Genomic DNA, 25,867 nt, shown 5'->3' with positions numbered 1-25,867 from the left:
GGAGCTTAGCGTCGTCTGGCGACGAGGAGGACGGCGAGGAGGGCGAGTACGGCGGCGGCGACGCCAGCACCGACGAGTCTGTCGTCGATGCCTTCGACGAGTGGATCGACGTCGGAGTCGGGCACGGACTCGTTCTGATAGACGTAGTTGTCCTTCCGCCACGTTCCCTTGACGGCTTCGTACGACTGGTTCCAGTGGTTCGTCTCTTCGCCTGCACGACCGACGAACTCGACTTGGTCGATGCCACCGTCGCCCGCCGAGAGGTTCCCACTGTAGAGTCGGACTTCACCGGCGACGAGTTTACCGCGTGGGTCGAGGAGTTCGACTTTGATAGTCCTATTACTCTTAGGACTAACTGACGACGGGTACAGACTCCCGTCGGTGCCTTCTGTGAAGGCCATCAGTTTCATTCCGTAGGTCTGGACCGATGGATTTCGGAGAGTAACCATCGCTACGGTAGACGGTTCTCCTCTGATCGTCCCATTCTCTACCGTTACGTCTGTGATTCTGGGGACGGGGAGCACCTCTGTCTCGTCCGGGTCGAACTCCTCGGTGAAGTTGTATTGGACGTAGTCGCCACGGGTGGAAATGGTTACCGTGTGGTTCTTTTCCACCGCATTGAGCCCGTCAGTGACATTGATTCGCCAGCTCTTGCTTTCTCCCGACGAAAGGTTGTGTCTCGTCGACGAGAACGGGCGGTCGTCGACGTTGATCACGAATACCGATTCTTGCGTTCTGTCGAGTCCGTTATGTGCGGTTACTGTGGCCACTCGACTCTGCTCGTCGAACGACACAGTGAAGTTGATCCCGAAACTTCCATTCAGCTCCCTCTCTTGCAGTAGCTCATTAGGCTGATGATGGACTGTGTCGATATCCGGAGCTACGCCCCCTGCGGCTGGTTGAACACTGGACACGAGGAGTACAGCGATGAGTGTCAATTTGATCCAACTCATCGACTCTGCCCTCCACACCGTCCGAGAGTCGTTCTATCACATCGTTCCGACTCGTCGGTCGTCACGTTGTGAACGATTTCGGGCTTCGTCTCGGCTTCGTCACTGGAATAGTCCAGTTCGAACTGCGTGCTGTTCAGCCGGACGAACTCACCGGTGCGTGGATCGAGCGCGCGACGGTGGAGGTCCCCTTCGACGTTCGCTCGGGTTTCGAGCACGTCTGACGCGTCGTCGTACGAGTTAGTTATGGTTTTCCTTTCACCGACTTGTTTTGTTAGTTCCCACGCCTTGGTCGCCGATGTCGAGCCGATCCGATAGTCTTCACTGAGAACCAGTCTCTCCGCGAAGCCTTTGTCCTTCGTCGTGAGATGGTGTCGCCAGTCGTACTTCTCTTCCTGTGTCTGGACGGTCGTCTCGGCGAGATACCGTGTCGTCTCTCGTCTCTCGGTATCGGTGTACTGGAACCGATACTGCGTCTCGTACTCCGCGTCATCGACCTTCACACGTCGGCTGTCTCCGGTCGGGTCGTGACCCCACCCACGCTTGTCGAAGGCCCAGTAGTCGTGAGTCTCTTCTACGGTGTACGTGTACTCGACCGTCTTCTCGTAGGAGATCGTCTTCTCCCTTTCGACAGTGTACGTCTCTTCTTTCTCGTAGCACCCGAAGTACCGGTTGCAGACCGTCACGGTTCGCGTCTTCGTCTCAGTGACGGTGATCGTCTTGTACTTCGTGACAGTCTTCGTCCCCGTCCTCTCTTCGGTTGTCGTGTACTCGTACTCCCGTTCGGTGCGGTACTCTGCAGGGTCGGTCAAGACATCCCGTGTTTTCCCTGTGAAGTATCCTCTACCAGCCATCTCGTCGCGCCACTCTGAGCGTCGAACCGTGACTTCTTCCGTCGTCGTCTCGGTTCCCGCAGCGTGCCACGCCGGAGAACGGGCGAGGAACTGGCGGCGAGTCGAAGACCGCCGGAACGCCGTCTGTTTCTCCTCGTACTTCGCTTCTTGGACCTTCGTGTACTGCTGGATCGAGTACTCGGTTCCGGATATTTGCGTATCCGTGATCGAGTACCCTTTGGACACGAAGTAGTCGCGTCTCTCCCGCTGTTGGACCTCGATAGTCCTGACCCGTGGTCGGAGGACTTGGTACCGGAGGTCCGAGACAGTTACATTGCGACGGACGGACGAGACGTCCTGTACGACCGTCGGTGCCGGAACAGTTTGTTTTCGCACTGTCTGCTCGGGCTTCTCGGCGTTTCTCACGACCACCACTGGCTGTTCGTTCCCGTCGACGAACTCTGACGCTTGGATTACCAGGGTGCCTTCCCAGTGGCGCTCGATCTCGATGCCACTGGTCGAATTGTCGTACTCTCTGTGCCAATTTTCGACGTGTGCATCCGAGTGTTCGACTTCTGTTTCGAGATCGATTTCGTACGTGTCGTGACTGAAGGTGTATTCTTCTGTCCGAACTGGAATTTCTATCGTTGTGTTCTTAGCCACCAGACCCTCTCGTGAACTATTAATTTGCTTGAGTGGTGGGGCGTAGTACTGATGGAACGAGTGATTTCTGCTTACTCGGTTCTCGAACCCGTCCTCAATAGTGATTTCCGCACGCTGATGTGAATCGAACTTGGCGGTAGTGTTGTCGGTTTTAGTGGGTTCGGCCCCGTAGCCCCATGAATAATTTAACTTGGTCCCATCGGGATCGAACGAACGACTTGCATCGATCACGATGCCCCATCGAGTCTTCTGGTGAGGCGTCCCGTCGAACGTCACGTTGAGTCGAAGTTCGGGATCACTCGGTGTGACATTCAACTCGTCGGTCCACCCACGTACCAGCTTCTGCCTACCACTTCGCTCGACGAGAATCTGTGCGTCAACCTCATACTCTTTCGGGGATGGTCCGGCCCAGAAGCTATGTACCGTGAGAATATCTCCGTCGGCATCGTACTCAGTGTACTGAGAGTACCTTCCCTGATCTATTCGCATCATATCGCTTTCACTGGCACCGGCCAGTCGCCACTCGATCTTCTCCCGACTCACACCGTTCAGCGCGATTCGAATCACGTGGTGGCCAGCGTACCGACTCGCGTCGATGCGTTCGTGATACGAATCGACGGGCGTGTTCACGAACCCAGACGAGATCACACGCGGGACTCCATCGGGCGTCACCGTCCGCGTGAGAACGTCGCGCTGGCCACGTCGGTCAGTCGCTACGATCTTCAGTCGGTGGGAACTGTTCGGATCGACGCCCGGTGCGCCGAAGTCGAGCGAGTGAACCCCCTTGTCCGCCCCTGGTGGGAGACGACTGTTCGGCCAGCGAGCGACGACCGAGCCGTCGACGCGCACCGTCAGCGAGTCTAGGTTGTCGAACGCGTCGGTAGCCGTGGTCGTGCCAGCGATCCCACCGACCGTGGTCAGCGAGTCGAGTGCGACGTTCGGTTTCGGGTCGGCGACGACCGACGTCGTGCCGTCCGCGAACTTCGCCACGGAACTCGACCCGTCGGTGTAGGTGACGACCGCGTAGTAGTCGTGGACACCGGGGTCCCAGGTCACGGTCGAGGACCGACCGCCGTCGCGGACGCCGCCCGCGTCGTGCCACTCTACGTCCGTGACCTGGTCCGCCGCGTCGAGGTCCACCGAGTAGGACGCTTCGAGTGGCTCTGTGCCCGTCACGAGTTGTGGTCCGACCACGGTCGGGTTCTGACCGGGTGCGATCGGGTCGGTCGGCGGTTCGCCACCGTCCGACTGACGAGGGTCGACAGGTAATCGAGCCGTCGCATCGAGGCCGTCCTCGTCGACCACCGTGACCGTCAGCTCACGCTCGTCCAATGTCGGGAACGTCTTGCGGAACGTGTCCGTCTTCGCCTCCGAACCGGTGCTTCGGTTGGCAACGACCGTCCCGTCGAGTCGCCACGTGACGTGCGAGAGGTTTGCGGCACCGGCAGAGAACTGCGCCGTGTACGGTGCGACACTCCCGACCTGTGGCGCGTCGGGACCGCTCACCGAGACGTTCGGCCCGTCGCCCGGTTCGACAGTGACGTAGAGTGTGTCACTGCGAGACGCTCCGTCGTCGTCCGTCACGGTCAGCGTGACGGCGTACCGACCCAGGTCGGGTGGGACGAAGGAGGGAATCTCTCCCGAGCGTGTGGTGACCGTCGCGTTCGTCGCCGTGTCCCGGATCGTCCAGTCGTACGCCGAGATGGTGCCGTCCGGGTCGCGTGAGCCTGTACCGTCGAGGAAGACCGTCGCCCCACGTTCGACCGTCTGGTCGAGTCCCGCGTCGGGCAACGGTGGTTCGTTCGCCGGGACCGCCGTTCCAGTCGGCACCAGCGTCGTCGTCACCAGCACTGCCAGCAGTATCGACAGCCATCGTGTCATCGAGTTGGACGGGCATTGTCCCGCTACCCGACTTAAATGTTGGTGAGATAGAGTTAGATGAATCAACCGTAGCTTATCTGATTCGGTCAGATCGTCGTGGAGTTGGACGCGAGTGTCGCGACGAGCACCGGCCGAGTGGCGACATCATAGGTCCTTAATTATCTTCCATTGTCAACGCATAGCAAAGGCTTTAGGCGAATCCGGGGAAAGGTCCAACCACTTACGACCCGACGGAGGGTCGTGACCTCAAAATATGACTGACCACGAACTCATCTGGCGAATCGCTGGGGGTTCGGGCGACGGTATCGCCTCCACCAGCACCAACTTCGCCAAAGCCCTGATGCGCTCAGGCTTGCACGTGTTCACCCACCGGCACTACCCGTCCCGGATTCGCGGTGGCCACACGTACACGGAGATCCGAGCGTCCGAAGAGCCCGTCAAGTCTCGCGGAGACGGCTACAACTTCCTGCTCGCGCTGGGTGACTCCTTCGCCCGGAACCCGAAGGAGAACGCCTACTACGGCAACGAGGAAGCCAAGCCGCTCTACGAGAACCTCGACGAACTGCGTGAAGGCGGCGTCATCGTCTACGACTCCGGCCTGCTCGACACCTCCGAGATCGAGAACTTCGACGAGCGTGTCGAGGAGAACGACTGGCACGTCTACGACATCGACCTGCGGAGCCTCGCCCGCGAGAAGGGCCGTGAGGTCATGCGGAACACCGCCGGTGTCGGTGTCACGTGTGCCATCGCCGACATCGACCCCGAGTGGATCGAGGAGCTGATGCGGGACGCGATGCCGGAGAAGATTCTGGAGCCGAACCTGGAGATTCTGGAGGAGGCGTACGAACTCGTCCAAGCGGAGTTCGACGCCGACGCGCCCGACGTGACCGTGCCGACCGGCGAGCACGACGAGGAGCAGGTGCTCGTCTCCGGGTCGGACGCCATCGCCTACGGGTCGTTCGACGCCGGCTGTCGGTTCATCGCGGGCTACCCGATGACCCCGTGGACCGAGGTCTTCACGATCATGTCGCAGAACCTCCCCGAGGTCGGAGGCATCTCCGAGCAGGTCGAAGACGAGATCGCGGCGGCCGCACTCGCCATCGGTGCGAGCCACGCCGGCGTGAAGGCGATGTCGGGTTCCTCCGGCGGTGGGTTCGCACTGATGTCCGAACCGCTCGGCCTCGCGGAGATGTCCGAGACGCCGCTCGTCCTGCTGGAGGCGACACGCGCCGGTCCCTCGACCGGGATGCCGACGAAGCCCGAACAGGGCGACCTCGAACACGTCCTCTACACGTCGCAGGGTGACTCGAACCGCGTCGTCTTCGCGCCGGCCGACCCGGCCGAGGCCTACGAGCAGACCCGGACGGCCTTCGAGATCGCGTACGACTACCAGATCCCCTCGATCGTCATCTACGACCAGAAGCTCTCCGGCGAGTACCGCAACATCCCGGCGAGCTTCTTCGACCGCGAGCCGGACCCGAGTCTCGGCTCCACGCTGACTGAGGAGGAACTCGTCGACGCACCCCACGACTCCTCGGGCAAGTACTCCCGGTTCCAGTACGACAACGCCGACAGCCCCGAGGGCGTCAGCCCGCGGTCGATCCCCGGGCAGAAGGGTGGCCACTTCCTCGCCACCGGGAACGAGCACATGCCGCAGGGTCACATCAGCGAGGACCCCGACAACCGCGTCAACCAGATGAACCGGCGGATGCGGAAGTTCGACGGCATCCGTGCCGAACTCGACGAGAAGGGTAACCAGGCCCACGCCGGTCCCGAGGACGCCGACTACGGGATCATGACCTTCGGCTCCATGCAGGGGACCGTCGAGGAGGCGGTGGGTCGGCTCAACGACGCCGGCCACTCCGTGAAGATGCTCGGCGTCAGCGACATGATGCCGTACCCAGAAGAGGAGGTCAGCGCGTTCCTCGAATCGGTCGACGAGTGTCTCGTCGTCGAGATGAACGCCTCGGCGCAGTTCCGCGGCCTGACACAGAAGGAACTCGGCAAGTACGGCAGGAAGCTGTCGAGTCTCCTGAAGTACAACGGCAACCCCTTCGAGCCCGCCGAGATCGTCGACGGGTTCGAGACCAGTATCGTCGAAGGCGGGGAACTGCCCGGCCACGAGACCAAGTTCGTCCCAGCGGCGGGTGACTGACAATGAGTGCATTCTCAGCAATCGGAGAAGAGCGAGAGATCGACCGTGAGGAGTTCACACCTGGCCTCGAACCACAGCCGACGTGGTGTCCGGGCTGTGGTGACTTCGGCGTCCTGAAGGCGCTGAAGCAGGCCATGCCCGAGGTGGGCCGGACTCCCGACGAGACGCTGCTGTGTACCGGGATCGGCTGTTCGGGCAAGCTGAACAGCTACTTCGAGAGCTACGGCTTCCACACGATCCACGGTCGCTCGCTGCCGGTCGCACGGGCCGCGAAGCTGGCGAACCCCGGTCTCGAAGTCGTCGCCGCCGGCGGTGACGGCGACGGCTACGGCATCGGCGGGAACCACTTCATGCACACGGCGCGTGAGAACCACGACATGACCTACATCGTGTTCAACAACGAGATCTTCGGCCTGACGAAGGGGCAGACCTCCCCGACGTCGCCGAAGGGCCACAAGTCCAAGACCCAGCCCCACGGCTCGGCGAAGGACCCGATCCGGCCGCTCTCGCTGTCGCTCACGTCCGGTGCGTCGTTCATCGCGCGTACCGCCGCGGTCAACCCGAACCAGGCGAAAGACATCCTCATCGAGGCGATGGAACACGACGGGTTCGCGCACGTCGACTTCCTGACCCAGTGTCCGACGTGGAACAAGGACGCCCGGCAGTACGTCCCGTACATCGACATCAACGACTCCGAGGACTACGACTTCGACCCGACGAACCGGGCCGAGGCACAGGAGATGATGCGGACGACCGAGGACAAACTGTACGAGGGCGAGGTGCTCACCGGCGTCTACTACCGCGACGAGGAGCGCCCCTCCTACGGGCAGGAGAAGCGCCAGATCGGCGAGATGCCCGAGACGCCGCTCGCAGAGCGGTACTTCGACGAGGACTACGAGTGGGAGCGGACCCACGACCTGTTCCTCGACAAGCACAAGTAAGCCGGTCTGTCGCCGGCTTGTCGGCGGACTGTCGCCGGACTGCCTGCGGACTATCGTCGGGCCGTGACCCGCATCGGCGGGCCACGACAAAGTCGTCGTCTCGGCGAAGACCCGCCGTCGTCTGGCGGGTTGTTCGCGGCCGAGAACCGTTTTCGGCTTCGCAAGATATTTTTTCGGGCACGCGAATTACAGTCTATGTCGAGTACGTCTACCGAGGACCGCATCCTCGAAGTGTTAGAGGAGGATGCGCAGGCTTCCTACGCCGAGATCGCAGACCGGGCGGAGGTGTCGAAACCCACCGTCAGAAAGTACATCCAGAAGTTGGAGTCGGACGGCGTCATCGTCGGCTACTCCGCCGACGTGGACCCGAAGAAACTGTCGAGCCAGTCGATCGCGTTAGTGGGGATCGACGTCGCCTCGGAGCAGTACGTGGAGGCGACGCGGGCGTTGAAAGAACTCGAGGCGGTCGAGGCACTCTACACCTCCTCTGGCGACCACATGCTGATGGCCGAGGTCCGGGCCGGCGACGGCGACGAACTCGGCGACGTCATCAGCGAGTCGATTCTCGGCGTCGACGGTGTCACCGCCGCACATCCCTCGTTCCTGCAGGAACGCCTGAAGTAGACGCATCCGCTCCGCTCGGCCGAACTGTCGTCGACTGCACTCACCCGAACGACTGCCGCCTGCGCCACGCTTCGAGGTCGGTCCTGTCGCGGGTGTCCTCGGGCAGGTCGTCGAACCACCGGGCACACGATATCTCGTCGTCCGGGTCGGCGACGGCCGGCGTCTCGGTCACCGCCTCGGCCGCGAACACCGGGAGGACGCCCCACGTCTCGTAGGCGTCACACCTGATCTGGACGCGGTTCGCCATCGCCAGACCGTCGTACTCGACCGACAGCCCAGCCTCCTCGTGGAGTTCTCTCCGGGCCGCCTCCGCGAAGGTCTCACCGGGATCGACGCCGCCGCCGGGCAGGACCCACAGGTCGACGCCCTCGTGGCGACAGAGCAGGAGGTCGCCGTTCTCGCGGTAGACGATCGTGTGAGCACCGAAGGGCGCGCCGGTCTCCTTGACGCGGCGGGCGAGCGTCCGGAAGCGCGGGCGGGAGACGCGCCGGTCGAGCGAGCGTTCCATGAACTCGTCGTACCGACGGCGGAGTCGGTGGTATGCCTGTTCGGCGCGCTGGTTCGCTTCGTCCGCGAGGAACCACAGATCGTCGAGCGTCGTCATCGTCGCGTCCTAGATCGAAGCCGGTGTCGCGGTGTCCCGCGCGAGCGCGAACGCGAGTGTGACGGGACCGTGTTCATACCACGCGCTTCGAACCCGGGGGAAAATAAGGCTTCGACCGGGGAGCGTCGCCGGTCGGGTCCCGGCCTGCGAGCGTCGGTCGGTGGCTCCCTGGACGCCGGAGACTCCGGAAACTCCGGAGCCGACACGTCGGTCGTAATCAGTTCACTTTTCACTGCGCCGGGGGTACCCCAGTCCATGAGCTTCGAGAAAGACGACGAGGCAGTTCTCCACGACAAACACAGCGAGTTCGACGGCGAGACGGGGACGATCACGCAGGTCATGGAGACGATGTTCGGCGACGCGACCTACACGATCAGCTTCGAGGACGGCCAGGAGACCGGCGTCCCCGAGGACGCACTGGAAGCCGTCGAGTCCGAGGAGTAACGCTTTCCACCTGCCGACTTACGTTGCTCACATGCCGAGTGTCCCCTTCCACTACGTCGATCTGCGGACGTTCTGTTACGCGACCGAAGACGAGAAGCGCGTCGAGCAGGCGCTCCGGACGTTCCTCCCCGAGGAGTACGAGGTAGAGCGCGTGACGAACACCGGGTTCCACGGCGACCGCATCGTCGTCCTCTCGGCGCGGGTTGACAACGCCGACGACGTGCGCCACGTCCTCTCGCGGTTGACAGACCTGCCGAACATCGACGCCGTGATCGACCAACTGGAGGACCGCGTCGACGACAACAACTCGCTGTTCCTCCGACTGGACAAACAGGCGGCGTTCCGTGGCGAGGTCCGACTCGGCGAGGGGTTGACGCTCCGCGCGAAGGTCGAGGCGTACCCGGCGAAGCGCGAGAAGGCGGTGGCGAACGCGCGCGAGGCGCTGGAGGCGGTGCGGGACGAAGCGATCTGAGTTCGGGTGGGTCGGCTGTTCGGCGCGGTACTGGCTCTCGCGGACTTCGCAAAGTCGAAGCCCTTATGTGTTCTACCGGGGTACTGGTGGATGCGTTCGCGGGCTCGTAGATCAGGGGTAGATCACTCCCTTGGCATGGGAGAGGCCCCGGGTTCAAATCCCGGCGAGTCCACTCGATTTCTTCGTCGGTCCCTCGACAGACACCGGGCCACTCAAACTGCGTCGTTGTGGTAACATGTAGGCCATCATCTATCAGAGGGATACCTGTCACTCCACACATGGCGTGCGAGGAGACCGAGTATCTGTACTCCTCCCACGACGACTTCGACGTACTGGACGACGTGACTCGGCTCACGACCCCGAGCGACCCACCCGCCTGACTCACACCACCTCGATTCGGTACTGCCACGATTTCGTGACGATCCGTGTAAAACCAGAAACCGAATCGAAACACCGGTGAAAAGAGTTCACATTTTACGTAGCCTTATTACGATTCGGAACCAGTACTGACTGTTCGACGTGAAACCGATTCGACACACACTCGACACTCACAACACATGACAGCAGAACCCGCCACACCGTTCGCACCGATACTCCAAGCGACCCAACCGGAGGTCGCCGAGCAGATCGCCAACAACTTCCTCCTCAGTTCCTCGCTGTGGGTCAACGTCGCCCTCGCGGGGGCGTCCATCCTCCTGTTCGTCCAGATGGGCCGGAAGCTCCAGACCGAGCGCGCCAAGCTGATCTGGGTCGCCGCACTGCTCGTCCCACTCGTCTCCATCTCCAGCTATCTCGCCTTGATCTCCGGGCTGACCGTGAGCCTCCAGACGATGCCTGCCGGCCACGCACTCGCCGGGCAGGAAGTACTGTCACCGTGGGGTCGCTACCTCACGTGGACGCTCTCGACGCCGATGATCCTGATCGCACTCGGTCTCTTGGCCGGCACCGACCGCACGAAGCTGTTCACGGTCGTCACGATGGACGTGGCGATGTGCGTGACCGGCCTCGCGGCCGCGCTGGTCACCTCCTCGGTCCTGCTCCGCTGGGCGTTCTTCGGCGTCAGTTGTGCGTTCTTCGTGGTCGTGCTGTACGTCCTGCTGGCCGAGTGGCCGGCCGAGGCGCAAGCCGCCGGGACCGCCGACATCTTCGGGACGCTCCGCACCCTGACGGTCGTGCTGTGGCTCGGCTACCCCATCCTGTGGGCGCTCGGTGCCGAGGGCATCGCCGTGCTGGGCGTCGGTCTGACCTCGTGGGGCTACTCCGCGCTGGACATCGTGGCCAAGTACGTCTTCGCGTTCCTGCTCCTGAACTGGGTCGCCGACAACGAAGGCGTGGTCTCCGAGACCGGTTCGTCGCTCTCGGGCGCGACGCCGGCCGACGACTGAACACCCGACTCCGACGACGCGTTCTTCACGGTCGAGGCGTCACGCCTCGGCTTCCGCGTCGCCGTCTTCTTTCCGCCGTTGTCGTCTGAGACTGATGTACGTCGATCCCATGGACATGAGGCCCGCGAAGACGCCCGTGCCGATCGCCTGTGCCGCCGTGTAGTCGAAGAGATACCGCAAGACGAGTGTCGCGGCGAGGAAACCGAAGCCGAACGCCGCCATGTACCGGATCCCTGTCGTGGTCATACCACCTCTCCGACAGCCAGCGGCTTGTCGCTGTCGGCACTGGGTCGGTCGGCGTCGAAAGAATCCGCACTCCGCGCTCGTGACCGACGAGTGCGGTCAGTCGTCCGCGTCGACGGCGTCGGCAAGCGACGGCGCGTCGGCGACCGACAGCGATCCCGAGAGCGTGCGGTTCGGGTACGGGATGTCGATGCCCTCGGCGTCGAACCGCTCTTTGACGGTCGTCGTGTACTCGCCGCGAGTCTTCACAAAGTCCGCCCGCGAGGGGTTGGCGATCCAGACGCGGGAGGTGAGTTCGACCGAGGAGTCACCGAGGTTCGTCAGTCGAACCGAGGGGGCCGGGTCCGAGAGGATCTCGGGGTGGTTCTCGGCCTCCTCCTGGATGATCTCGGTCGCCTTGCCGATGTCGTCGTCGTAGCCGATGCCGAAGGGCACCTTCAGTCGGAGGGTGTCCTTGGCGACCGGGTTCTTGACGACGCCGTCCGTGAGCGCCGAGTTCGGCACCGTCAGCAGTTCGTTGTCGAAGGTCCGGACGCGCGAGACGCGGAAGCTGATGTCCTCGACGATGCCGGAGTTGCCGTCCCACTCGATCCAGTCGCCGATACGGAACGGCTTGTCGGTGAAGATGAAGATGCCGGCGACGAAGTTGGCGATGACGTCCTGCATGGCGAAGCCGATGGCGAGGGTCGCCGCGGCGGCGACGGTCGCCAGCGCCGTCAGGATGCTGCCGTAGCCAGCCGCCGCGAAGGCGATGCCGATGGCGGCGAAGACGACGACGACGAGCGTCAGTTTCCGGAGCGGTTTCCGGGCGTGTTCCTCCAGGCCGCGGGACTTGAACACGCGGTCGGCGAGGGGCAACACGACCGCACGACCGACGACGTAGAGGATCACCGCCGCGAGGACGAAGGTGATCGCACTGCCGAGCGTGTTCGCCGTCGGCGCGGCCAGGCCGAACGTGTCGACCAGGAACTGTGCGATCGGGCCGTCCGGCGCGACCTGCAGCAGAATGCCGGGCAGCATCAGTGGAACACCGCCGTGTTCCCGCGCGTCTCCACCAGTTCGGCGCCGACCGCGTCGGCGAGTTCGTCGGCGAGTTCCTCGACCGTCGTCCCGCCCTGTGCAGAGCGGTGGAACTTGACCTTCACCAGTTTTCGGTCGTCCAGTTGGTCGGCGAGTTCGTCGGTGACCGCCCCGACGCCGCTCTTGCCGACCCACACCGTCACGTCCAGATCGTGTGCCTCCTTCCGCAACTCCTGAGTGCTCATGGGGTCTATCCTCATTACCGGAGCAACTGGTTTTACCTTTCGGGTTCGGCCGAACCTCTCGCTGGCGGCCGCCAGCGGGTCAGTCGCGGTACGGGTACCGCGCCTGCACGCCGCAGTCGCAGGTGACGACGACGTGACCCGACTGGAGTCGCACCCGCGCGTTCCGACCGGGGAGGAGGTAGGCGTCACACGCGTCACAGGTGAACCGACGGAACGTTCGCGGGAGTCGCACGCGGTTCCGCTCGCCCACCCGACGGGCGAGACGGACGTAGTACCGGGCGCGCTCGGGGTCGCCGTCGCGGGCCGCTGCTCGCGCGAGGGCGTGTAGTCGGTCGAGTCGTTCGGCCGGAACTCCCATAGCGACAGGGAGTCGGCTGTCGGTGTTAGGCGTTCCGAAGTGAGAAGCGGGCGAAGAGACGAAGACCGAAAGAGAGAGAGAGAGAAGCCGTCGCGAGCGTCGACGATTACCGACCGGGGAGCAGTTCGGCCACTTCCCAGACGTTGCCCCGGGAACCGGCACGGCGGAGGTTCAGTCGAACCGTCTCACCCTCCTCGAGTGCTTCGAGCCGCGTCTTGATGTGGGGCGACGAGTAACCGACGACCTGCTTCGTCTCGTGGGTCTCCCGCGTCGTCAACGTCATCGCACCGTAGTCGTTCATACCCTTGGTTACTCTGTGCGTCTGTCCCCGATGAACCGCCGTCGTTCCAGACATACACAACCCACTGAACCAATTCTACATAAACCTTGGTAACTGTGGCAGAATCTGTGATAGATAGCTAACGATCTTTCGGATAGCTCTCGGTAGTTCACAATAGTTCACCGAACACCGTTACGTCCGGTCATCTGGTCGTGTGGGTCGTTACCGTGACCACAGCGAGAAACGGAACACGAGTTGTTCGTGGCCGCGAGGGGTCGAGTGGCCCCGGAGTCGGGGCCGGAGGCCACGCCCGAACTCACATCGTTTAACAGCAGTCGGGCCGCAGGCTGACGTATGGACGAAACGCAGGTCGCTCCGCGTGTCGGCATCGTGGCCTCGGTGGCGCTGATCGCGGTCTACCTCGCCCCGTATCTGCTGATCCCGAACGCGGGCGGCGACGTCGGGACGTACTACAGCGCCGGCCCGGTCGGTGCGAGTGCGATCCCGTTTCTCGCTGCGGTCGCCGTCATCGCGTTTCTCTCGGGCGCGCAGGGCCGGACCGACGCCGACGTGATCGCCGGGTTGACACTCGTGATGGGGCTGGCGGTGACGGCACTGGCGACACTGTGGGCGGTGACGATGCCGGACAACTACCTGTTCAGTTTCCCGGCGAGCGCCTCGTGGATCGAGTGGCACCGCTGGCTCCTGTTGGCCGTCGCGGCGGTCATCCCGGTCAGCGCGGCGGGATACGCCCGGCAGGTGCTGTGAGTCGCCGTGGTCGGTCGTCTGCCGGTGTCGTCGGTGAGTCGCCGTCGGTCGCTTTTCGCCGACGAGTCGAAAGGCCCTTAAGAAGCAACGGCGTACTGTGAGACCGGACTAGGTCGGGCAGTTAGGCCCTGCTCTTCACCCGCGATACGGTCTTGAGCGGGGACCGAACCCGGAGGCGTCCGGTCAGACCGGTTCGGGCCTCGGGAGCCAACGTCGAAACCTCGTCCTGCGGGGACAGCGGTCCAGGGCGTCCGTCCGCAGGGGCGACACGCCGTGGTTCGTCGGCGGTATCGGGTCAGGCGCGGAAGCGAGCATCCCACCGTCGGACGTGCGTCGCTCGTAGGGTCGCGGGGTGGAGGAGGCAACCGAGATTCCCCGGGTCGGAACGCCGGGCAATCCCGCTGTCCACATTCATCCGGTTTTCAGTACCCGAGTGACGACGCTCCCGTGAACGCAGGACTGTGCCTTACTCGTGGCCCGAGACGCGCACCGGTTCGGCGGGTTCTTCGAGGTACGCGAGTTCGCTGTCCGAGAGGTCGAGGTCGACCGCCTCGGCGGCGTCTTCGAGGTGTTCGACACTGGTGGTGCCGACGATGGGTGAGTCGACCCCCTCCTGGTGGAGGAGCCACGCCAGGCCGATCTGAGCCATCTTCACGCCCTTCTCGTCGGCCAGTTCTTCGACGCGTTCGTTGACCTCCCGGCCGCCACCCTCGAAGTAGGGGTGCTGTCTGGCGTGGTCGTCCGTCTCGCCGCGAGTGGTCGTCTCGGCGTCCGCGTGCGGGCGGGCCAGGTAGCCACGAGCGAGTGGCGACCACGGGATGACGCCGACACCCTCCTTCTCACAGAGGGGGAGCATCTCGCGTTCCTCCTCGCGGTACAGCAGGTTGTAGTGGTTCTGCATCGTGGCGAACCGGTCCAGTCCGAGGCGGTCGCTGGTGTGGAGCGCCTCGGCGAACTGGTGGGCCCACATCGAGGACGCACCGAGGTAGCGCACCTTCCCGCGCCGGACTGCGTCGTCCAGCGCGCGCATCGTCGTCTCGATGGGCGTGTCGTAATCCCAGCGGTGGGTCTGGTAGAGGTCGATGGTGTCCATCCCCAGACGGTCGAGTGAGTCGTCGAGTTCCTGTTCGATGGCCTTCCGCGAGAGACCACCGGAGTTGGGGTTCGACTCGTCCATCTGGAAGTAGCCCTTCGTCGCCACGACCGCCTCGTCCCGACGTCCGTCGAGTGCCTTCCCGAGGACGCGTTCGGACTCGCCGGCCGAGTACATGTTCGCGGTGTCGAAGAAGTTGATCCCCAACTCGAGTGCGCGGTCGACGAGTTCGATGCCCTCCGTCTCGTCCAAGACCCAGTCGCGCCAGTCGCTCGTGCCGAAGGACATGCAGCCGAGACAGACGCGTGAGACCTCCATCCCGGTGTCGCCGAGAGTCGTGTACTCCATACCGGCACCTCTCCGGGCAGGGGCAAAAGTTCACGCCCACCGGCGAGTGAGTCCCGACCGGTCGAGAAGTCGGAGAGGTTCGTCTCGCCGGCCACGACCGACCCGCCCGAGTTCGCACCGACGCTCGATGCGCCCGAGTTCGTACCGACGCCCGATTAGCCAGCGGCCACAGCACCGCACAGTTCCGACTCCGAACCGTTCAAACCGCTCCCCCACGACCACGACGAGTATGGGAACGCCACACGAGTCGCGGGACGACCAGATGCTCGACGTCCTCGACCAGTTGTACGAGGAGTACCCCGACACGACCATCTCGCTGCACTTCTCGACCCGACTCGAACTCCTGATCGCCGTGATGCTCTCGGCGCAGTGTACCGACGAGCGCGTGAACAAAGTCACCGCCGACCTGTTCGAGAAGTACCACACCGCCGAGGACTACGCCACAGTCGACCAGGCGGAACTCGCCGAGGACATCAACTCGATCACCTACTACAACAACAAGTCGAAGTGGATCGTGAGCGCCTGCCAGACGATCGTGGAGGAACACGACGGCGAGGTGCCGGACACGATGGACGAGTTGACCGCCCTGACCGGCGTCGGGCGCAAGACCGCGAACGTCGTTCTCCAGCACGGCCACGACATCGTGGAGGGCATCGTCGTCGACACCCACGTCCAGCGGCTCTCCCGGCGACTCGGCCTCACCGAGGAGCAGACCCCGGAGAAGATCGAAGCCGACCTGATGGGCGTCGTCCCCGAGGACGACTGGCAGGAGTTCACCCACCTGCTCATCAGCCACGGGCGGGCGGTCTGCACCGCGCAGAACCCCGACTGTGCCGACTGCCGACTCGAAGCCATCTGTCCCTCCTCGCAAGTCGATCACGACGTCGACCTCGCCAGCGGCGAGGCGTGGTGACTCGCGGAAATCGAACCCGAACTTCGCCTCAGAACGGCAGGCCGTACCGCGAGACGAACTTGAAGATGCCGACGACGTAGGCCAGAATCCAGAAGAACACGTAGCCGAACACGCCCAGTCGGAGGCGACCGCGCCACGCGCCCATGTTCTCGTGGAGGTCGTCCAGGTCGACCTCCTGTCCGGGGTCGTCGTAGAGGTTCGCGGCCCGCTTCGCCTGGAAGATGCGGACGATCCCCGTCAGTGCGAACACCAACAGCGCGTACGCCTGCAACCCGAGAAACGCGTGGAGTGCCGAGATACCGTTCAGTTGGTCCGGCAGGCGCGGAGCCATCCAGAAGACGACCGGCACCGTGTTCAACAGCAGACCGGGGACGATGAACTTCAGGTGGTACGTCAGGGTGTCCCACGTCACCGTCTCGGCGTCGATCATGATCCACGCCCCGTAGAGGTAGAAGGGGAAACTCGCGGTGACGAGCAGAAACGCGACGGCGGCTATCGTACTGTCGGCGACGGCTCCCATCGTCCGGGATTAGGTTCGGGGTGGCGTAAATGGACCGACTCGCTCCCGGTCGCCGGACCGCAGTATCGCGGGTCACTCGGTAGCCGACCGGACTCTCCGCCACCGCCCTGTGACGACCACGGTCGGGCGTGTCGGAAAGCGTTTACCGCTGTGTTCCCTACTTCGACCGATGGCAGACGCACCCTCGACCGGTGGGTCCGACGCCGACGAGACGGCCGACGACACCGACGCCGAGCGAGCCGACTCGACACCGTCGAGTGTGTCGGACGCAGGTGACCAGCCCCCGACCGAGACGGCACCGGAGTCGAGCGATCCGGACCTCGACGCGCTCCGGCAGGAGGTCGAGGACAAGTACGACTTCGACAACTTCGGCCCGGCGGACATGGCACAGATGTCCCCCGACGAGTGGGACGCGGTGTTCGACGCCGACACGTGGATCACCGGCACCGAACTGCTGGACCGCGTCGAACAGGACCTCCGGAACCGGGTCGCCGGCAGGGAGGTGTTCGCGGTTCTGGAGCGGTTCGTCGAGGACGGCGAACCACGACTGCTCGCGTACTCCGACGAGGGGTACGCCATCGTCCACCCCGACGGGAGTATCGAGGGGCGGGGCACCGTCCTCCGGGACGTGAAGCCGACGGTCGCGCTCTGCTCGATGGAAGACTACGACGTGCCCGAACCGCCGGAGAACTTCGCGTTGCCCGACCCGAATGACGTGCCGGAGGGCTCCGGCCAACTCGGCAACAACATGTTGCAGGTCGTCGCCGGCGCACAGATTCTCGCCGGACTCGGGATGCTGGCCATCTTCTTCTTCACCGACCGCATCCCGGACGCGAACGGCGCGATCAACCTCGTCGCGCCGATCATGGCGGTGTTGTTCATCCTGACCGGGATCTTCCTGTTCAGCGTCGTCGCCAACGCCCGCCTCTCGGACCGGTTCCGCGCCGAGGAGTACCGGAACCGCCTGCGTGCAGTCGGCCTGGAGAGCGGCGAGATCCCGGAGTTCGTCCCGGTCGGTGCCGATCCGGAGACCGGTGAACTCCGACGGCTGACCGACGCCGAACGCGCCCCGGAACTCGACGGCGAGTGAGCCGGTAGCAGGCCGCAGGAGCCGAACCGCGATTCGGCGCCGTGGGGCGTCGAATCGGCCGCCTTCGTCGCCTCGCCGCGCTCCGGCAGTCGGTGGGTTTAAGCGCGTTCCATCCTGAGGCATTCGTGTATGAACAGGCGGGACTTTCTGCGAACGGCCGGTGGCGCGACCGGCGCGGTAGCAGCCGCCACGAGCACTGCGTCCGCCCAAAACGAGAGCGGAGGCGGGAGCAGTGGTGGCGGGACGACACACACCGTCGAGATGACGGACGGCCTCGTGTTCGATCCGGCGAGCATCGAGATCGCACCCGGAGACACCATCGAGTGGCCGAACGTCGGCAGCGTCGGGCACTCGGTCACGTTCTACGACGATGGCATCCCGGAGGGAGCCACCTACTTCGCGTCCGGTGGGTTCGACTCCGAGGAGGCCGCCCGGACCGGGTGGAACAACGGCGAGGGGAACGTCGCGGGCGGCGAGTCCGTGAGCCACACCTTCGAGACGCTCGGCACCTACGAGTACTTCTGCATCCCCCACGAGGGGGCAGGGATGGTCGCCGAGGTCGTCGTCACCGAGAACCCCGGCAGCGGGGGCGGTGGCGGCGGTGGCGGCGAGAAGGAACTCCACGACCTCGGCGTCCCGATCCAGGCTCACTGGGTCGGCTCCGCGACGATCCTCGGGATCATCGCGACGCTCGTGTTCACCTTCTACGTCCTCAAGTACGGCGAGTCGCCGAACACCGGCAACACGGGGGGACGTGACTGATGTCCAGCACCGGAAGCACCTACGGCGACATCCACCGGTACGAACCGGCACGTGAGAGCACGGCGGCGGCGATCGCGATCGTCCTCCTGACGATCCTGGAGATCGGCTTCGTGTTCCTGTTCGCGTACGGCTTCGTCTCCGGGTGGGCACTCTCGGAGTTCGGGAACATGTTCCTCGGCGGTCTGCTGGCGATGATCTTCATCGATCTCGCCTTCGTGCTGGCGCTGTACCGGAAGGAGTTCCTCCCCGACGTGATGATCGTGAAGAAGCGGCGTCGCAAGTGGGAGGACCTCTACATCCGCGAGGACGACGTAGACGGGACCGAGTTCGCCGACGGCGCGTGGGACCAAGTGAAGCGGGCGATCTACCCGTACTACAAGCGGTGAGACAATGAGTTTAGAGAAAAAAGACGACTACGATCACAAGGGCTGGATGGAGACGAAGGACCTGTCTCCCGTCGAGACGACGTTCCTGACGGCGCTGATCTGGCTCGACAAACGGCTCCGGATCGTCGACTATCTGGAGATTCTGGAGACCCTCTACTACCGGGTCAACCTCCAGATGCCCAAGAGCCACACCGAGCAGTACAACCTCGACAACAAGTTCTGGTACTGGTACCCCCTGTACGCGCTGGGGTCGTTCTCGACGCTCGCGTACATCGTGGCCGCGATCAGCGGGGCCTTACTGGGGTTCTACTACTCCCCCGCAGCCGCACAGGGGGCGACCGGCGACCCCTCGGTCGCGTACGCCTCCATCGAACTGATCATGCGGGAACTCCAGTTCGGCTACATGCTCCGCTCCATCCACCGGTGGTCCGCACAGGTGATGGTCGCGGCAGTGTTCCTGCACATGCTCCGTGTCTACTTCACGGGCGCGTACAAGGAACCGCGTGAGCTGAACTGGCTGATCGGCATCGTGCTCATCAGCCTGACGATGGTGTTCGGGTACACCGGCTACCTGCTCCCGTGGGACCAGCTGGCCTTCTGGGCCGGCCAGATCGGTGTCGAGATGAGCCTCTCGATCCCCCTGATCGGCGAGTGGGTCGCCCAGCTACTGTTCGGCGGCTTCACGCTGAGTCAGGCGACGCTCCAGCGAATGTACATCCTGCACGTGTTCTTCCTCCCGTTCGTGGTGACGACGCTGATCGCCATCCACATCGGGATCGTCTGGGTGCAGGGCATCGCGGAACCGCACTGAGGTGACACAACATGAGTAACACCGACGATACGAACGAGACGGCGAAGACGGACGGCGGCGAGGAGGTCCGTGCAGACGGCACGGGCATCGTCGCCCCCGACGACGAGACGCCGACGTGGCGCGAACGCAAAGAGCGGACGACCGGCCTGTCGCGGCTCACCTACGAGTACTTCGAGCGGGCACGCCGCGAGGACCAGGACCTCCGGACCGAGTCGGACTACGTCGAGCGCGACGTGCTCGGCTTCCCGACGTGGCCCCACGAGATCGTGCGGAACCTCTCGATCACGGCCTTCTTCACCGGGATGATCCTGTTCCTGTCGGCGACGATGCCGCCGCACATCGCGGACCCGGCGAATGCCAGCGTGACGCCGGCGATCATCCTGCCCGACTGGTATCTCTACTGGTCGTTCGGCCTGCTGAAGCTCAACGACCTGAACCCCGAACTGGCGATTCTGGGCGGCCAGAAGCTGATGGCCGACCGGACGTACGGCGTGCTGGCGAACGTGGTCGTCGTCGGCTTCATCGCCATGGTGCCGTTCCTGAACAAGGGGTCTGCACGCAGACCGGTCGAACAGCCGTTCTGGTCTGCGGTCGGCGTGATGGGCGTCGTCTTCGCGTTCACCATCAGCCTGCTGTCGGTCAAGAACCTGATGCCGATGGACCCGACGCTGCTGTTCGACCTGACGTTCCTCCTCCCCATCGTCGCGGGGATCATCACCTACGCGGTGCTGAAGACGATGCGCGAGGGCTACATGTACGACCTCAACCGTCGCTACTACCGGCTCCGGCCGCCGAAGTAACGGCCTGCCGAGCGTCGTCCGACAGACTCCGGCCGCCGAACTGACGGCGGTTCCCCGACGTTCTCTGCGGTTCACCGCCTTCCGTGTCCTCGCGCCCCACAGCGACGGGCACGTCCCGAAGTACCGAAGTATCGCCGGTCCCTTCTCTCTGCCATGAGTGATGGCTCAGCGTCGTCGACCGACCCCGGCGGGCGAAACGTCGTCGTCCCGTTGCGACTCTACAAGACGATCATCGTCTTCTCGACGTTGATCGCAGTCGTCGCGGTCGTGAGCGGGTTCCTCCTGCTGGACGCCGCGACGCTCCAGACGAGTCTCCTGCGGAGTCTGCTCGAATCGCTCCTGTCGGCGCTCGGTCTCGCCGTCGCAGACGGCATCCTGAGCGGCATCCTCGCGGTCGTGGCACTGCTGGTGATCGCGGGCGGGGCCGGTGTCTACGTCCTCGGAACGCGGTTCCAGGCCGAGGGAATGGGAAACTCTCAAGAGGACGCCGACGAAGGTTCAGACAATGGCTGACGAATTCGCCAAGGGACTCGCTATCTTCACCGGGGCAGGACTGGCGTGGATGATCCTCGCGGGCTGGTACCGGACGGCCTCCTTCGAGAGCACCACCCAGTTGATCGACCCGCTCCCCGAGAACCTCGGAACGTTCGACCAGATCGGCGTCCTGCTGATGGACGGGATGCTCTACTTCGCGCTGCTCGGTGCGCTCACGTTCTGGGTGTTGATCCCCGGCGCACGCCAACTGCGCAGAGCGATCGACTCGCGCCGCCAGAGCAACTGATCCACGCCGCTTCTCCCCGCCCGTCTCTCGCCCGCGATTGGAAAAACTCTAATGAGTCTCCCTCGGATGTGGGAGTATGCAACCGCTTCAGTTCCTCGTCCCCCTCGAACCCATCGAGGCGGTCGAGCCGTACCTGCCGGCAGTGATCCTCGTCCTGGTGCTCGCCAACATGGCGACCCGGGCGCTCGCCCACCGGACGTACCGGAAGCAGGCCGCCGCGAGCGACGACGACGAAGCACTGTCCCGGTACGCGCCGCACAGCGCGACGAACGTCCTCTTGGTGCTCGTGTCGTTCGCGTTCCTGATCGTCGAACCGCACGGCGGGATGGTCATGTCGGTGCTCGTGCTGGGCGTGTTCCTCACGGACGTCTTCGAGTTCGAGTCCCGGAAGGTCGAAGCACGGAACGGGCTCGACTTCGAGCAGCCGAAGGCCGCCGTCGCCGCCTCGGTGATCGCGCTGCTGTACGCGGGCTTCCAGAGCCTGTTCGAGTTCGTCGCGCCGTTCTGGAACGCGGTCGTCTGAGAACGACAGCCGCCGTCGCCACTTCTCACTCCTCGGTCGTCACACCTGCAGGACTGTTCTGTCGAGGGACAGCGCAGGAGTCGTGAACGCTCGCGCCGCCGGGACTGGTCGGGCCGGCGCTACGACTCGTCCGGTCGGAGTACGGCGAGCGTCCCGGTCGGCCGGACCGTCAGTCGCTCCTCGGGACCGACAGCGCCGACCACGGTGTCGTCGGCGACGAGCGAGACCGCGCTGTCGTCACGCTCGACGGACAGAGCGACCGGGTCGGCGACGACCCAGTAGTCGCGCTGTGTCTCGAACGGCGAGACGGGCACGACCGCCAGCCCGGTCCCGGGGCCGAGTCGCGGGCCGCCGACGGCACTCGCGTAGCCGCCGCTGCCGAGTGGCGTGGCGACGACCACCCCGTCGGCGCGGAACCGGTCGATCTCGCGGTCGCCCGCCCGGACGGCGTACTCGGAGATGCGCGCGGGTTCGTCGGTGACGAGCGTCACGTCCAGGACGGCCCGTGCGCGCTCGGTCCCGGAGTCGTCCCCGATCGACAGGATCGGATGGTCCACCACGTCGGGGTCGGCCGCGAGCACGGTCTCGACGACGGTGTCGAGGTCGTCGAGCGTCGGGCTGTTCGGGAGGGACTCACCGCCGACCGGGAGGACCGGGGCGTCGACGCCGACACGACCGACCGCGAGCAGTGCGCGCTCGCCGAGTGCGACCACGCGGTCGTCGGCGTCGAACTCGCCGGCGGCGAGGGCGGCGGTCTCGCTGACGGTCACCGCCGCGTCTCGCTCGCGACACAGTGACGCGACCGCTTCGGCCCGACTCGTCAGCCCCTCGTGGACGACACGGATCACGTACGCGACCGGTCGCGCTGGATGGGCAAAAGGGTACGGAAGCCGGTCTCGACGTGGGTGGTGAGCGTGGGGTCTCTGCTCGTGTGGATTCGGTCGAAAACGTCGTGAACGTCGAGGGGTGAAAGCATCCCTGAGACACGAATTCTGCCGAGTGAGTCGTAGACAACTCGGTCGAATCAGTCGCGGACGACGAGGGGTGAAAGCCCCCGGTCTCTCGACCCGCCGCGACTTGGTGTCGTTCGAGAGAGCGAAGCTCTCTCGTGATGACGAGAGACGCCACGGCGTCTCTCGAACCACGCCCCTCAGTCGGTCGAGCGAGCACGCTCGCTCTCCCCCCTGCGGCGCTGACGGGCGAGCCACGCCCGTCTGCTGGCGAGACCTCCGGTCTCGCTCTGTCACCGGCGCGGCGCGCCGGTTTCCAGCGGGACCGACGGTCCCGCCCGGCTACCGGCGTCGGGGCGGGACCGAGAGACCGGCTCTTTTCAGTCCCACCGGGTGAAATCTGTGAAGGCACACGCAACACCCGGTGGACCAGTCGGTTTCAGCGATGGCCTCCCTGCAACCGTCGGCGCGACACGAGGCTCGCCCGAGGCGGCCCCACGCCGCCGAGGTGTCGCGCCAGCCCACTCGACTGGTGAGTGTGACGTAGCTCGGAACTCTGTCCGGTTGTCGCGGTGTGGTTGCGGTCGGCGCGCGAGAAACGCGCGAGGGAGCGGGACGCGCGGTGCGGAGCGCCCCGCGAGGCTGGGGAGGTTCGAGGTGCGGTGCTGTCGCGGGTGCGGTTCCTCGCGCTACGACGAGTAGCGGTGTGGTCGCGGTTGCGGTGCGGATGTGGTCCCCCGTGCTAGCAATCGTAGCTGTGCTGTCGCGGTCGAGGTCACGGTCGCGGTCACTGCCGAGGTCGTTATCGCCGGTATCGTGGGGTCTCGACACAGACCGTCACCCAGTACGACCACCCACCCACACGTCCCAGTCCAGAATCCACGACGTTTAACCCCGCGCCACGACTCCCTCCGGTATGCTCGTCACGCTCGAAGGACTCGACGGCTCCGGGAAGACCACCGTCTGGGAGGCGCTCTCCGACCGCTACCCCGAGGCGGTGTTCACCCACGAACCCACCGACTCGTGGTACGGCGACGCGGTGAACCGGGCCATCGACGACGACGACGCCGACCCACTGGCCACACTCTTTCTGTTCACCGCCGACCACGCCGACCACCTCTCGCGTGTCGTCCGCCCCGCACTCGCCGAGGGGAACCTCGTCGTCTCGGACCGGTACGCCGACTCCCGGTACGCCTACCAGGCCGCGAGTCTCGCCGACGCCGAGATTCAGCGCCCGCTGGAGTACATCCGGGGCATCCACGCTGCGTTCACGCGCCCACCGGACAAGACCATCTACCTCGACGTGGACCCCGAGACCGCCGCCGCCCGAAGCGGCGCGACCAACAAGTTCGAGCAGGCCGGCTACCTCGCGGAGGTCCGCGCGAACTACGAACGACTGATCGACGCCGACCCGAACCGGTTCGTCCGTGTCGACGCCACGCAGTCGCCCGAGGCGGTGTTAGACAGCGTGGAGGACGTGTTCGACCGACTGCTGGCCGACGACTGATCTGCGACGCCCGCCCAACGATTTTCTGCGCCTCGCGTCAGTCACTGCCTGTCCGGGAGGTCGTACTCCTCCGGCGGCGGGATGTAGAGTACGTCGAGTGTAAAGCCCAGTGCGAGGGGAAGCCCGATCATGACACCCAGAGCCGCGACGGGACTCCCGAGGTCGGTGCCGATGCCGAGCGGTCCGGAGAAGACGAGCGTCGTGGCAAAGAGCGCGACCGGGATCAACAGGAGCGAGTAGAGCACCCACCCGAAGCGCGTCTTCAGCCGTAGTCTGAAGAACCGCGTCGCCACCGCCGCGAAGACGGTGTGGAGTACGATCACGACGCCCAGCAGGACGAGACTCACGGCCGAGACCATACCAGTCGTAGGGGACGCGCCGACTTTGCAGTGTCGGAACCGGGCGGGCAGACGTTCTGTTTTCGTAGCACATCACCCGGAATTATGTACGTTTCGGCCCTCTCTCCGAGTGCCATGTCGGAGTACACCCTCCACGTCCCGGCGATGTCCTGTGCCAGTTGCGAGACGATGGTCCGCGAGGCGGCCACCCGACTGCCGGGTGTCGCCTGCGTCGACGCCGACGCCGAGACCGGTACCGTCACCGTGACCGGCGAGACAGCGACTCACGAACGCGCGGTCCGGGCGATCACCGAGGCCGGCTACCCCGTCGAGGAGTGACTCACTCCGGTCGCCAGCGACCCCCGCGTGGCGGCCGTCGACGCTCCGTACCGTGACGGTCGTCGACGTTCCGTGACGTGACGACCGCCGACCGCCCGCTATTTCACTACCGGGGACCAACACCCGACTACCAGATGTTCGACACCGTACTGATTCCGACAGACGGGAGCGAGGGAAGCGAGATCGTCGTCGACCAGGGGATCGACGTGGCGAAGCGCCACGACGCGGCGGTCCACGGTCTGTTCGTCGTCGACACCCGCGCGTTCCTCACGCTGGAGTCGGATCTCCAGGCCGAGACGACGGCCCGACTCCGAGACGAGGGCGAACGCGCACTCGCCGCGATCACCGACGCCGCGACTGCGGCCGGTCTCGACGCGACGGTCTCGATCCGCGAGGGGAGTCCGAGCGACGAGATCGTCGCCTACGCCGACGAGGCAGCCGTGGACCTGATCGTGATGGGGAGCCACGCGGACTACGAACGCAACATGCTCGGGAGCGTCTCGTCCAGTGTCGTCCAGGAGTCGCCGGTCTCGGTCCTGACGGTGAAGTTCTCGGGACGGGACGTCTGACGCGCCGGGTGACGGCTCCGGAGCGTCGAAAATGCGGAGCGGAGGTTAGTGTACGGAGAGTCCGTGGTCGTCTCGTGCGTGTGCCAGCAGCTGTTCGGTACTCTCGAACGTCGCTCCGCACTCACACCGATGGTACGCCGGTGTCGGTTGCTGGCGTGTCGCCATACTCGTTCTGTTCGAGTGCGAGTTCTTAACGGTTTTGCACACGTGTTATCGCGTGACATTCGTGGATGCGAGAGGGGCGTCGGTGGACGCACGTCGTTCTCGTAGC

General features: G+C 64.6%; 31 protein-coding genes, 1 tRNA gene and 1 other RNA gene. 21 read left to right on the top strand and 12 right to left on the bottom strand.

Annotated elements, in window-relative coordinates; all coding sequences use genetic code 11:
• Positions 1 to 5: 5 nt before the first annotated feature.
• A complete protein-coding gene (locus tag LI337_RS06010) occupies positions 6 to 953 on the bottom strand; it encodes a hypothetical protein (RefSeq protein ID WP_227228870.1) in 948 nt (315 codons plus the stop codon).
• Positions 950 to 4,237, bottom strand: a complete 3,288-nt coding sequence (locus tag LI337_RS06005; protein WP_264474852.1) for a PKD domain-containing protein — start codon at positions 4,235 to 4,237, stop codon at positions 950 to 952. The genes LI337_RS06010 and LI337_RS06005 overlap by 4 nt, the downstream gene beginning before the upstream one ends.
• Positions 4,238 to 4,580: 343 nt before the next feature.
• Here LI337_RS06005 and LI337_RS06000 point away from each other — a divergent pair, with 343 nt between their 5' ends.
• The 3 genes from LI337_RS06000 to lrpA1 all read left to right on the top strand — a co-directional run bounded on the left by LI337_RS06000 (position 4,581) and on the right by lrpA1 (position 8,047).
• Complete coding sequence (locus LI337_RS06000) at positions 4,581 to 6,482, top strand: 2-oxoacid:acceptor oxidoreductase subunit alpha (protein WP_227228868.1); 1,902 nt, start codon at positions 4,581 to 4,583, stop codon at positions 6,480 to 6,482.
• 2 nt (positions 6,483 to 6,484) lie between these two features.
• Positions 6,485 to 7,423, top strand: a complete 939-nt coding sequence (locus tag LI337_RS05995) for a thiamine pyrophosphate-dependent enzyme (RefSeq protein WP_227228866.1) — start codon at positions 6,485 to 6,487, stop codon at positions 7,421 to 7,423.
• 195 nt (positions 7,424 to 7,618) lie between these two features.
• A complete protein-coding gene (gene lrpA1 / locus LI337_RS05990; RefSeq protein ID WP_227228864.1) occupies positions 7,619 to 8,047 on the top strand; it encodes an HTH-type transcriptional regulator LrpA1 in 429 nt (142 codons plus the stop codon).
• A 40-nt stretch (positions 8,048 to 8,087) separates the two neighbouring features.
• On the opposite strand, the gene LI337_RS05985 is transcribed toward lrpA1, so the two are convergent.
• Positions 8,088 to 8,651, bottom strand: coding sequence for an NUDIX hydrolase (locus LI337_RS05985; protein WP_227228862.1), 564 nt, complete (start codon positions 8,649 to 8,651; stop codon positions 8,088 to 8,090).
• Between the two features lie 255 nt (positions 8,652 to 8,906).
• On the opposite strand from LI337_RS05985, the gene LI337_RS05980 reads away from it, so the two are divergent.
• From LI337_RS05980 to LI337_RS05965, 4 genes are all read left to right on the top strand, one after another.
• Positions 8,907 to 9,095 carry a DUF1918 domain-containing protein gene (locus LI337_RS05980; RefSeq protein ID WP_227228861.1) on the top strand — a complete coding sequence of 63 codons (189 nt, stop codon included), beginning with the start codon at positions 8,907 to 8,909 and terminating at the stop codon, positions 9,093 to 9,095.
• A gap of 31 nt (positions 9,096 to 9,126) precedes the next feature.
• Positions 9,127 to 9,567, top strand: coding sequence for an RNA-binding protein (locus LI337_RS05975; protein ID WP_227228859.1), 441 nt, complete (start codon positions 9,127 to 9,129; stop codon positions 9,565 to 9,567).
• Positions 9,568 to 9,667: 100 nt separating this feature from the next.
• A tRNA-Ala gene (locus LI337_RS05970) sits at positions 9,668 to 9,739 on the top strand.
• A gap of 385 nt (positions 9,740 to 10,124) precedes the next feature.
• Positions 10,125 to 10,952, top strand: coding sequence for a bacteriorhodopsin (locus LI337_RS05965; RefSeq protein ID WP_227228858.1), 828 nt, complete (start codon positions 10,125 to 10,127; stop codon positions 10,950 to 10,952).
• 39 nt (positions 10,953 to 10,991) lie between these two features.
• Here the strand turns inward: LI337_RS05965 and LI337_RS05960 are convergent, their stop codons facing one another.
• From LI337_RS05960 to LI337_RS05940, 5 genes are all read right to left on the bottom strand, one after another.
• Positions 10,992 to 11,198 (bottom strand): hypothetical protein, encoded by a 207-nt coding sequence (locus LI337_RS05960; RefSeq protein ID WP_227228856.1) that lies wholly within the window; start codon positions 11,196 to 11,198, stop codon positions 10,992 to 10,994.
• A 96-nt stretch (positions 11,199 to 11,294) separates the two neighbouring features.
• Positions 11,295 to 12,215, bottom strand: a complete 921-nt coding sequence (locus tag LI337_RS05955; protein WP_227228855.1) for a mechanosensitive ion channel family protein — start codon at positions 12,213 to 12,215, stop codon at positions 11,295 to 11,297.
• Positions 12,215 to 12,460: a YhbY family RNA-binding protein gene (locus tag LI337_RS05950; RefSeq protein ID WP_227228853.1), complete on the bottom strand. Its 246-nt coding sequence runs from the start codon at positions 12,458 to 12,460 to the stop codon at positions 12,215 to 12,217. The genes LI337_RS05955 and LI337_RS05950 overlap by 1 nt, the downstream gene beginning before the upstream one ends.
• Before the next feature lie 79 nt (positions 12,461 to 12,539).
• The gene (locus LI337_RS05945) at positions 12,540 to 12,818 is read right to left on the bottom strand and encodes a ribonuclease P protein component 4 (RefSeq protein ID WP_227228851.1); all 279 of its coding nucleotides are present in this window, start codon (positions 12,816 to 12,818) and stop codon (positions 12,540 to 12,542) included.
• Between the two features lie 106 nt (positions 12,819 to 12,924).
• Positions 12,925 to 13,173, bottom strand: a complete 249-nt coding sequence (locus LI337_RS05940) for a DUF7999 family protein (RefSeq protein WP_227228850.1) — start codon at positions 13,171 to 13,173, stop codon at positions 12,925 to 12,927.
• A gap of 279 nt (positions 13,174 to 13,452) precedes the next feature.
• Here LI337_RS05940 and LI337_RS05935 point away from each other — a divergent pair, with 279 nt between their 5' ends.
• Together LI337_RS05935 and ffs are read left to right on the top strand one after the other, a co-directional pair.
• Complete coding sequence (locus LI337_RS05935; RefSeq protein WP_227228848.1) at positions 13,453 to 13,866, top strand: DUF7548 family protein; 414 nt, start codon at positions 13,453 to 13,455, stop codon at positions 13,864 to 13,866.
• A 101-nt stretch (positions 13,867 to 13,967) separates the two neighbouring features.
• Positions 13,968 to 14,277: signal recognition particle sRNA (gene ffs / locus LI337_RS05930), an RNA gene on the top strand.
• Between the two features lie 55 nt (positions 14,278 to 14,332).
• Here the strand turns inward: ffs and LI337_RS05925 are convergent.
• Positions 14,333 to 15,307, bottom strand: a complete 975-nt coding sequence (locus LI337_RS05925) for an aldo/keto reductase (RefSeq protein ID WP_227228847.1) — start codon at positions 15,305 to 15,307, stop codon at positions 14,333 to 14,335.
• A 229-nt stretch (positions 15,308 to 15,536) separates the two neighbouring features.
• Between LI337_RS05925 and nth the strand changes: the two genes are divergently transcribed.
• Positions 15,537 to 16,220: an endonuclease III gene (nth, locus tag LI337_RS05920; protein WP_227228846.1), complete on the top strand. Its 684-nt coding sequence runs from the start codon at positions 15,537 to 15,539 to the stop codon at positions 16,218 to 16,220.
• Positions 16,221 to 16,248: 28 nt separating this feature from the next.
• Here nth and LI337_RS05915 read toward each other — a convergent pair whose 3' ends face one another.
• A complete protein-coding gene (locus LI337_RS05915; RefSeq protein WP_227228844.1) occupies positions 16,249 to 16,740 on the bottom strand; it encodes a DUF7321 family protein in 492 nt (163 codons plus the stop codon).
• A gap of 169 nt (positions 16,741 to 16,909) precedes the next feature.
• Here LI337_RS05915 and LI337_RS05910 point away from each other — a divergent pair, with 169 nt between their 5' ends.
• The 8 genes from LI337_RS05910 to LI337_RS05875 all read left to right on the top strand — a co-directional run bounded on the left by LI337_RS05910 (position 16,910) and on the right by LI337_RS05875 (position 21,893).
• Positions 16,910 to 17,830 (top strand): DUF7319 domain-containing protein, encoded by a 921-nt coding sequence (locus tag LI337_RS05910; protein ID WP_227228843.1) that lies wholly within the window; start codon positions 16,910 to 16,912, stop codon positions 17,828 to 17,830.
• Between the two features lie 129 nt (positions 17,831 to 17,959).
• Positions 17,960 to 18,592, top strand: coding sequence for a plastocyanin/azurin family copper-binding protein (locus LI337_RS05905; protein WP_227228842.1), 633 nt, complete (start codon positions 17,960 to 17,962; stop codon positions 18,590 to 18,592).
• The gene (locus LI337_RS05900; RefSeq protein WP_227228841.1) at positions 18,592 to 18,978 is read left to right on the top strand and encodes a DUF7318 family protein; all 387 of its coding nucleotides are present in this window, start codon (positions 18,592 to 18,594) and stop codon (positions 18,976 to 18,978) included. Before LI337_RS05905 ends, LI337_RS05900 begins: the two co-directional genes overlap by 1 nt.
• 4 nt (positions 18,979 to 18,982) lie before the next feature.
• Positions 18,983 to 19,789, top strand: coding sequence for a cytochrome b (locus tag LI337_RS05895; RefSeq protein ID WP_227228839.1), 807 nt, complete (start codon positions 18,983 to 18,985; stop codon positions 19,787 to 19,789).
• Positions 19,790 to 19,800: 11 nt separating this feature from the next.
• Complete coding sequence (locus tag LI337_RS05890; protein ID WP_227228838.1) at positions 19,801 to 20,589, top strand: cytochrome b family protein; 789 nt, start codon at positions 19,801 to 19,803, stop codon at positions 20,587 to 20,589.
• A gap of 153 nt (positions 20,590 to 20,742) precedes the next feature.
• Entirely contained in the window at positions 20,743 to 21,102 is a 360-nt protein-coding gene (locus LI337_RS05885; RefSeq protein WP_227228837.1) for a DUF7315 family membrane protein, read from the top strand.
• Positions 21,095 to 21,370, top strand: a complete 276-nt coding sequence (locus LI337_RS05880; protein ID WP_227228835.1) for a DUF7314 family protein — start codon at positions 21,095 to 21,097, stop codon at positions 21,368 to 21,370. The genes LI337_RS05885 and LI337_RS05880 overlap by 8 nt, the downstream gene beginning before the upstream one ends.
• A gap of 76 nt (positions 21,371 to 21,446) precedes the next feature.
• Complete coding sequence (locus LI337_RS05875; protein ID WP_227228834.1) at positions 21,447 to 21,893, top strand: DUF7313 family protein; 447 nt, start codon at positions 21,447 to 21,449, stop codon at positions 21,891 to 21,893.
• Positions 21,894 to 22,012: 119 nt separating this feature from the next.
• On the opposite strand, the gene LI337_RS20070 is transcribed toward LI337_RS05875, so the two are convergent.
• The gene (locus LI337_RS20070) at positions 22,013 to 22,741 is read right to left on the bottom strand and encodes an NAD(+)/NADH kinase (protein WP_227228832.1); all 729 of its coding nucleotides are present in this window, start codon (positions 22,739 to 22,741) and stop codon (positions 22,013 to 22,015) included.
• A gap of 1,018 nt (positions 22,742 to 23,759) precedes the next feature.
• Here LI337_RS20070 and tmk point away from each other — a divergent pair.
• Positions 23,760 to 24,350, top strand: coding sequence for a dTMP kinase (gene tmk / locus LI337_RS05865; protein ID WP_227228831.1), 591 nt, complete (start codon positions 23,760 to 23,762; stop codon positions 24,348 to 24,350).
• 41 nt (positions 24,351 to 24,391) lie between these two features.
• On the opposite strand, the gene LI337_RS05860 is transcribed toward tmk, so the two are convergent.
• Complete coding sequence (locus tag LI337_RS05860; RefSeq protein WP_227228829.1) at positions 24,392 to 24,709, bottom strand: DUF7991 family protein; 318 nt, start codon at positions 24,707 to 24,709, stop codon at positions 24,392 to 24,394.
• Between the two features lie 114 nt (positions 24,710 to 24,823).
• On the opposite strand from LI337_RS05860, the gene LI337_RS05855 reads away from it, so the two are divergent.
• Both LI337_RS05855 and LI337_RS05850 read left to right on the top strand, forming a co-directional pair.
• Positions 24,824 to 25,027, top strand: coding sequence for a heavy-metal-associated domain-containing protein (locus tag LI337_RS05855; protein ID WP_227228828.1), 204 nt, complete (start codon positions 24,824 to 24,826; stop codon positions 25,025 to 25,027).
• A gap of 134 nt (positions 25,028 to 25,161) precedes the next feature.
• Complete coding sequence (locus LI337_RS05850; protein WP_227228826.1) at positions 25,162 to 25,596, top strand: universal stress protein; 435 nt, start codon at positions 25,162 to 25,164, stop codon at positions 25,594 to 25,596.
• Positions 25,597 to 25,867 lie beyond the last annotated feature (271 nt).

The organism is Salinirubrum litoreum (genome assembly GCF_020567425.1).
GTDB classification, from domain to species: Archaea; Halobacteriota; Halobacteria; order Halobacteriales; family Haloferacaceae; genus Salinirubrum; species Salinirubrum litoreum.
The sequence above is the reverse complement of the archived record's forward strand: the minus strand, read 5'-3'. Positions and strand labels throughout refer to the sequence as shown.